General features: G+C 74.7%; 9 protein-coding genes. All 9 read right to left on the bottom strand.

Features of this window, described 5'->3' with window-relative positions:
* Positions 1-5 precede the first annotated feature (5 nt).
* From ACSNOG_RS09395 to ACSNOG_RS09435, 9 genes are read right to left on the bottom strand one after another with little or no spacing between them, the layout of a single operon-like run.
* Positions 6-347, bottom strand: a complete 342-nt coding sequence (locus ACSNOG_RS09395) for a hypothetical protein (RefSeq protein ID WP_436752111.1) — start codon at positions 345-347, stop codon at positions 6-8.
* A 9-nt stretch (positions 348-356) separates the two neighbouring features.
* Positions 357-890, bottom strand: coding sequence for a phage baseplate assembly protein V (locus ACSNOG_RS09400; RefSeq protein ID WP_436752112.1), 534 nt, complete (start codon positions 888-890; stop codon positions 357-359).
* Complete coding sequence (locus ACSNOG_RS09405) at positions 887-2,008, bottom strand: hypothetical protein (protein ID WP_436752113.1); 1,122 nt, start codon at positions 2,006-2,008, stop codon at positions 887-889. The genes ACSNOG_RS09400 and ACSNOG_RS09405 overlap by 4 nt, the downstream gene beginning before the upstream one ends.
* Complete coding sequence (locus tag ACSNOG_RS09410; protein ID WP_436752114.1) at positions 2,005-2,331, bottom strand: hypothetical protein; 327 nt, start codon at positions 2,329-2,331, stop codon at positions 2,005-2,007. Before ACSNOG_RS09410 ends, ACSNOG_RS09405 begins: the two co-directional genes overlap by 4 nt.
* Before the next feature lie 24 nt (positions 2,332-2,355).
* Positions 2,356-2,997: a hypothetical protein gene (locus ACSNOG_RS09415; RefSeq protein ID WP_436752115.1), complete on the bottom strand. Its 642-nt coding sequence runs from the start codon at positions 2,995-2,997 to the stop codon at positions 2,356-2,358.
* On the bottom strand, positions 2,994-3,287 hold the full coding sequence (locus ACSNOG_RS09420; RefSeq protein ID WP_436752116.1) for a hypothetical protein: 294 nt from the start codon (positions 3,285-3,287) through the stop codon (positions 2,994-2,996). Before ACSNOG_RS09420 ends, ACSNOG_RS09415 begins: the two co-directional genes overlap by 4 nt.
* The gene (locus ACSNOG_RS09425; RefSeq protein WP_436752117.1) at positions 3,284-5,533 is read right to left on the bottom strand and encodes an ATP-binding protein; all 2,250 of its coding nucleotides are present in this window, start codon (positions 5,531-5,533) and stop codon (positions 3,284-3,286) included. The genes ACSNOG_RS09420 and ACSNOG_RS09425 overlap by 4 nt, the downstream gene beginning before the upstream one ends.
* Positions 5,530-6,729, bottom strand: a complete 1,200-nt coding sequence (locus ACSNOG_RS09430) for a DUF4255 domain-containing protein (protein ID WP_436752118.1) — start codon at positions 6,727-6,729, stop codon at positions 5,530-5,532. The genes ACSNOG_RS09425 and ACSNOG_RS09430 overlap by 4 nt, the downstream gene beginning before the upstream one ends.
* A gap of 10 nt (positions 6,730-6,739) precedes the next feature.
* Positions 6,740-6,994, bottom strand: a complete 255-nt coding sequence (locus ACSNOG_RS09435) for a hypothetical protein (RefSeq protein WP_436752119.1) — start codon at positions 6,992-6,994, stop codon at positions 6,740-6,742.
* Positions 6,995-7,157 lie beyond the last annotated feature (163 nt).

Below are 7,157 nucleotides of genomic sequence, written 5' to 3' on the forward strand. Positions count from 1 at the left end.
TCCGCTCAGCTCGCTCTCACCTTGATCTGCATGGCCTGGACCATCGGCGGTCCGGGGGCGGGCACCCCGGTGGCGGGCCCCGGACCGGGAGGCGGGGCCGGCTGTACGAGGACGGGCCGGCCGCCGGCCAGCACGCGGGCGGAGAACTGGAACCAGCGCACGGTGACGCACGGGGGCGAAGGGGAACCGGTCAGGGCGCAGCCCCCGACCACGAAGACGTCCGCGACGGTCGCGACCGGCTGGAGGCCGACCAGCACCTTCAGCTGGGTGGGCGCGGGCAGGGTCACGACGCCCGGCGGGTGGGCGCACATCATGACGGCGCCGGCGTGCAGGACCAGTCCGGGCATGACCCGCGCTCACCCCACGACCTGCAGCGAGGTGCCGTTGATGCTCACGACCGGCCCCTCCAGCTTGATGCTGGCCAGCCCGGGCCCGCAGGAGAGCTCGATGCCCAGTGCGGTGATCTTGATGTAGGGCCCGGCCTCGCCCAGGAACTGCAGCTTGATGCCGCCCATCGGCGCCGGCGCGTCGCTGATCACCAGGGCCTTCTGCCCGGGGGTGGCCAGCACGATCTGCGGGGTTCCGGGCGGGGAGGTACGGGCGGCCGGGGGCACGTCCCCCGCGCCGCCGCGCCAGAATCCCACCCAGACCGCCCGGTGGGGGTCTCCCTCCAGGAACTGCACCCACACGCCCGAGTTGACCAGCGGTACGACGTACATGCCGCTGGCGACGCCCGCGACGGGCGACAGGGGCGAGGCCCAGATGCCGGGGTGGTTGCCGAGCACCTCGGGGACGCGCACCAGCAGCCGGCCTTCCTGGAGCGGATCCTCGTTGGACACGACCACGCCCTGGTGCAGGCCGTGGAACCGCTTCGTCGTGGAGGCTGTCATGGGATCACCACCGGTGTGTTCGAGACGAGGCCCTCGCGGGTGAGGCTGAAGCTCTGCTTGTACTCGCCGCGCTTGATCTCGTGCGTGACGCTGCGCACGTACCACAGGCCGTCGTAGGCCAGGCCCGCGCCGCGGACACCCACCAGGCGGCGGGCGCTCAGGACGTGCCCGTAGCGCAGGACGTCCAGCCGGCCCTGACCCGTGACGACGTCGCTGGACCGGGCGGTCTCGCCGAGCCCCATCAGCAGGATCTCCGGGAGGGAGCGGCCGGTCAGGTCGGGCAGGGGCTTCTCCTGGAACGCCGGCGCCGGGCGTACGGCGAGGGGCGGCCGCAGGGGGCTCACGTCGGGGACCGGCACCGAGAAACTGATCTTGGTAGTGGGCTCGGTGATGCCGATCGAGTAGGTGGTGCGGGAGAGGCCGTCGTAGCCGAAGCTCAGCGATTCGACGTTGGTCGCGGCGTCCGAGTCGACGGTGAGCGCGGGCTGCGGCACACCCGCCCGCACTTCCGGCCCCCAGTAGGCGATGTTGGCGCCCGGGAGGGGCCCGGAGTCGATGTAGAAGACGTAGCCGACGCGCGCCGCCAGGTTCTTGATATACGCCAGGTCGGTGCCGCACTGGAGGGGTGGCGTCTGGACGGGAGTCGGAAGCACCGGGAGCAGCGGCGGGACGGCCAGCGGCACGATGCCGTACCGCAGATAGCCGACGCACAGCTCCATGACCGTCAGGTGCGGTGTCAGGCCCGGGTGGGGCTGCAGCTTCTCCTCCCGGTCCATGACGATGGAGATGTCCTGACCCGTCACCGTGAGCGTCGAGCTCCCCGGAGACGACCCGCACGCCTGGTCCTGTCGGGTGATCAGGCCGTCCATCAGTACGTGCGGCATGCCGCCGACGACGGCCGTCACGATGATGCGGGTCTGCGGGTCCAGCATCCCCAGCGGGAGCATCTCCCGCGTCACGGCCGACCGCTTGCCGAGCGCGAACGTCAGCTGGAAGCCGCTCGCCCCCTCGCTCGCGACCGTGACCTGCACCGACCGCAGGGCGTCGAGGAGCGAGGGAGGCGCCGGCGTGGGCACGTACTTCCCCGTGAGCAGCATCAGTTGCACACTGTGGGTCATCCCGGGGCGCCCCCCACCGCGTACGCGCCCGGCATCCCCGCGGGCAGGGTGATCCGCAGCCGCCGGCCCGGCAGCGCGGTGAGGTCGTCGGGGCGCAGCACCCGGTGGGCGTCGGCGATCCGCCAGTCCTGCTCGGGGTCGCCCAGGTGCCGTGCGGCGAACGCGTCGAGCCGCTCCCCCACCCCGACCGCTTCCTCGCGGATGGTCGCCAGGTCCTCGGGGTGGGGCGGGAAGCGGCGCCGGACGTAGGCGACGGTCCGTCCGTCCGGGCCGGTCCAGGTGGCGGTGGGGAGCCCGTGGTAGCGGCTGGTGGACTCGATCATCGGTGTCTCCTCGGTTCCCCGCGCTCAGATCCCGGTCAGGCCGACGGCGTCGGATCCGTACGCGCCGAGGGCGGCGAAGCTCTCCTTGCCCTGGTGGTAGCGGAGGTAGAGCGCCCCGGCCCGGTGCTCGAAGCCGACGTCGTCGGTGGTCAGGGTGCGCACGGACAGGGACACCTTGGCCCGCACCGGCTGGAGGGCGCTGTCGTAGGCCTCCTCCGTGACGGACATCTCCGTGATCCGCACCGGTACGACCCTGCGCCGGCCGAGCACGAGGACGGTCAGCGGCGACTCCATCGGGGCGATCTCGATCATTCCCATGGACGACAGCCGTTCGGACTCGCGCAGTTGGGCCCCCGTGGGGTGGATGGCTCTCTCCAGGGCGGAGAGCACCGCGAAGAGCCCGGTGCCGGCCGCCGGGTCGGGCCGGCCGCCCTTGTCGGTCCGGTCGGCGGCGTCGAACTCCGCTTCGAACTTGAACGTCTCCTGCGGCGGGCCGCTGAGCCGCAGCGCCTCCAGCCGGTCGCCGCCCTCGGCCCCGGCGCCGCGCGGCTGCAGGCTGCGGGTGAGGGTGTCGGGGTTGTACTGGAACGGCGCGACCCGCAGGACGCGGCCCTGCTCCGGGTCGAGGAACACGAACCCGCCGCGCAGGGCGAGGGGCGTCGTCATCGGGGCGTCTCCCGGTGCGCGGCCGCGGCCCCGGCCACCGGAGTGGTGCCGGGCGTTCCGAGGGCCCCGTGGACGGCGTGGGCGATGCGCCGGCCGAGGGCGGCGGGGTCGGCGGTGGCGCGCACCGGTGCCGTCGCGGCGCGGCGCAGGTGGAGGTCTCCCTGCCCGCGGGGCGGTGCGGCGGTGAGCAGGGCGCCGAGTTCCGTCTCCAGCGCCCGGCGCAGGGCGGCGGCCCGGTGGCCGGGAACGCCGTCGAGCACCAGCCGTCCGATGGACAGTTCGACCTTCACGGGGTCACCTCCGGCTGACCGTCCCAGGAGAAGTCCGCACCCGGCATCGGCATGTCGGTCTTGCGCAGTTCGGCCCGGGCCGCGGCCAGCACGCCCGGCATGCCGATGGGGGTGCCCGCCGAGGCGGCGTCGAAGGCCGCGTTGAGCGCGATGTTGCGGATCATCCCGCCGCTGAGCGGGAGTTCGGCCAGCCGGCCCGCGTCGAGGGCGTCGACCGGCGCGGCGGCCGGGAAGGCGCGCTCCCACATGCGGCGGCGTTCGTCGGGGCCGGGGAAGTCGAAGGGCACGATGAAACGCAGCCGGCGCACGAACGCCGTGTCCAGCGCGCGCCGCTGGTTCGTGGCCAGGATGGCGAGTCCCCTGTAGGACTCCATGCGCTGCAGCAGGTAGCCGACCTCGATGTTGGCGTACCGGTCGTGGGAGTCCTTGACCTCGCTGCGCTTGCCGAAGAGCGCGTCGGCCTCGTCGAAGAAGAGGATGGTGCCGCCCGGCTCGGCGGCGTCGAAGAGCCGGCGCAGGTTCTTCTCCGTCTCGCCGATGTACTTGCTGACCGCCGCGGAGAGGTCCACCCGGAACAGGTCGAGGCGCAGGTGCCGGGCGAGCACCTCGGCCGCCATGGTCTTCCCGGTGCCGCTGGGCCCGGTGAACAGCGCGCTGATCCCCAGCCCGCGGCCGGCCGGCTGCGCGAAGCCCCACGCCCGGTACACGGTGTCGCGGTGGGCCACCTGGGCCGCGATCTGCCGGAGCAGCCCCGCCTCCCGCGCGGGCAGCACGATGTCGTCCCAGCAGGCCTCCGGCTCCAGCCGCTGGGCCAGTCCGCCGAGGCGGGGGCGGGTGCGCACGAGGCAGTCCCGCCAGGCGGCGTCGAAGTCGCCGCCCGCGGCGGCCGCGATCTCGTGGATCGAGGGCAGGTCCAGGGCGAACTGCCCGGCCAGCCGGTCCGCGTCCGCCGGGGGCAGCAGCGTGCGCCAGGCGGCGGCCCGCTCCGCGGCCGGCGGCGGGACGACCTCCACCACGGCGGTGGGCGCGGGCACGTCGGCCCGGGTCTCCCTGGTGGCCACCAGGCACGGGCCGCCGACACGGTCGAGGAAGCGGCCGAGCCGCCCGGCCGTCTCCCCGCCGGCGGCTCCGTCGCCGTCGGCGCGCCCCTCGTCCCCGGCGTCCAGCCACAGGGCCAGCGGCAGCAGACGGGACTCCCGCTGCCAGAGCCGGGCCACCGTGTCGAGCTCCGCCGCCGCGCCCGGCAGCAGACCGGCCGGCATCCCGTACAGCAGCAGCCCCGCCGCGGCGGCGGCCTCGACCGCCACGGCGCGCTTCGTCTCCCGGTCGGGGCCCACGAGCTGGACGACCGGCATGCGACCGCCGGACCACGCGGGGGCGTGCTGCCAGTGGGTGAGGATCTCGGCGGCGGCCGGGTGGCCTGCATCGGTACCGGAGCCGGCGGCGCGGTCCACCGGGCCGGGTGCGGGCCGCAGCAGGGTGACCAGCGATTCGAGGCGCTCGTCGACGTAGTCCAGCCCCTTGAGGTGGTTGACGATGCGTTCGTCGGCGCGCAGCGGGCTGGTCACCAGCGTCCGGCCCGCCGCACGGTCGATCTCGACCAGCCTCCAGTACCGCAGTCCCCGGTACGGGGAGAGCACGTCCCACGCGGGCTCCGGCAGCACCGACAGTGCCAGGGCGAACGTGGCGCAGGGCAGGCCCGGGTCGCCCTGCGCCGCCGCGCACAGCTCCGCGAAGCCGGGGTCCAGCTCCGGTGCGGCGCACAGCAGCAGGGCGTGCCGCTCGAACGCGGACAGGCCCAGCAGCCCGCCGAGGGAGACGAGGGCGGGCGGCGGGTCGGCGGCCGCGGCACGCTCCATGGCCGCGGCGGCGGAGGCGAGTTGCTTGTCGGTGACGGGGACGCGCTCGGTCCGGTCGGCCGCGGTCCGGTCTCTGCCGACCTGGTCCTTGCCGGCCTGGTCTCTGCCGGCCTGGTCTCTGCCGGCCTGCTGTCTGCCTGCCGCGGCGCGCAGCAGGAGCCGCAGCCATGCGAGGCCGGCCTCCAGATAGCGCTCGTTGGCGTCTTCCCACCTCTCCGGCGGGGCCTGCGCGCCCGCATCTACCGTGGGCGCGGCACCTGCGGGCGCGGAGGCACGGCCCGGCTTGCGCGCCGGGCCTGGCTCGGGCTCTGGGCCCGGCTTGGGCTCTGGGCCCGGCTTGGGCTCTGGGCCCGGCTTGTGCGCCGAGCCCGGCTTGACGGAGGTCACGTCACCACCACCGCCAGGTCCTCGTCGATGCGGGGCGGGGTGGCACCGGCGTCGATGACGGGGCTGTCCACCCCGTCGACGCGCAGCCGCAGCACGTGGCGGCCCGGTCCGGAGGTGAGGAAGGAGAAGGCCAGCGTCTTCGCGCGCGCCCCCTGGAAGGGCGTGACGGGCACGGGACGGTCCCCGACCAGCAGCCGGATCCGCTGGCCGGCCGCGACCGGCGGTTTGCACTCCACCTTGAGCTTCACCTCGCCCTCGCTGCTGCGCTGCGCCGACAGCGGCAGGGCAGAGGTGATACTCGGCGCGACCGCCAGCGGGAGCGTCCGGGTGACCTGCCGCGTGCCGTCGTCACGGCTGAGGACGACGGTCACCGACCACGGCCCCGGCACCAGCTTGTCGTCCTCTCCGAAGGCGGCCCGCACCTCGTTCTCGCTCACCGCGGTCGTGGTCAGGGGGACCGCGCCGAACAGCGGGTGGGTGAGGTGGACGACCGGCGTTCCGGCGTCCAGCTTGCGGCCGGTCAGGACGAGTTCGTCGGCGACCGTCGCGACCTGCGGGGTCACGCCGGTCAGTACGGGGTGCGGATCGACCGGGTCCGGGGCGGCCTCGGGCCCCCGTCCCTCGGTCCCGCGCCGCACCACCGGCAGCGGGGCGCGGGCGGGCCGGGCGCTGTCGAGCAGCACGATGCGGGCCTCGTACGCGACCGAGACCCGGTACTGGCTCTGGAAGGCGCTCCACAGCTTGGACATGTCGTCGACGGACAGGTCCGCCGGAGTAATCCGTACGGGCTCGGGCTGCAGGTGGGCGTCGCCGAGGACCGGGTCCTCGGCGTAGTCGTCCGGCCCGAGTTCGCTGTGGTCGTGCAGGGCAGCCATCGCCGCACCGAGCATCCGGAGGGCGAGCAGGCCCTGCGGGTCGTCCGTCGGATAGGGGGTGAGGAGGTAGTGCAGGACGACGGGCAGGGCGGGCCGCCCGGTCTCTCCGGGACGGGTCCCGGGCGGATCCGTGTTGCGCCAGCTGCCGTCGGTCGTCATCCGGTACAGGAACAGGTTCAGGGCCGGGGACTCGTGATGGGCCGCGGCCTCGTCGGGCGTCTTCGAGGTGACCTGGATCAGCGGGACCGTGGGTTCGAGCGCCCTGCGCAGAACCACGTGCAGGGCGCTGGTGACGGCGGCGACGGCGGCCGAGTCGCTCACGTCCGGCCCCTCACGTCCGGCCCCGCAGGTACTCGTCGAGGCCGGGGCCGGCCTTACGGGTGCGCCCGGCATCCTGCGGGCGCGCCGCCGGGGACGCCGGAGGCGCCGCCCGGACCTCCAGCCGCTCGATGCTGATGCGGACGACGGTCTCGGCGGCGTCCCGCGCGCCGGGGGCGGGGTGACGCAGTCCGCTCCGGCCGCGTTCCGCGCGGGTCCTCCCGGTGGGCAGCGGCTCCGGCGGGCCGGTGCGAACGGGCGTGGGCACGGGGGGTGCGACAGGTTGCACGAGGTGGGCGTCAGGAGGAACCGGCGAGGTGGCAGGCGCGTGGCGGAAGCGAGGCGTTGCCGCGGCGGGTGCGTGGAGAGGGGACGGCGGCCGGGATGCGGCGGGGGGCTCGGCGAGCTCCGCCGGGTGCGGCGGCGTGGGG

Source organism: Streptomyces sp. URMC 124, assembly GCF_051386455.1.
Classification (GTDB): domain Bacteria; phylum Actinomycetota; class Actinomycetes; order Streptomycetales; family Streptomycetaceae; genus Streptomyces.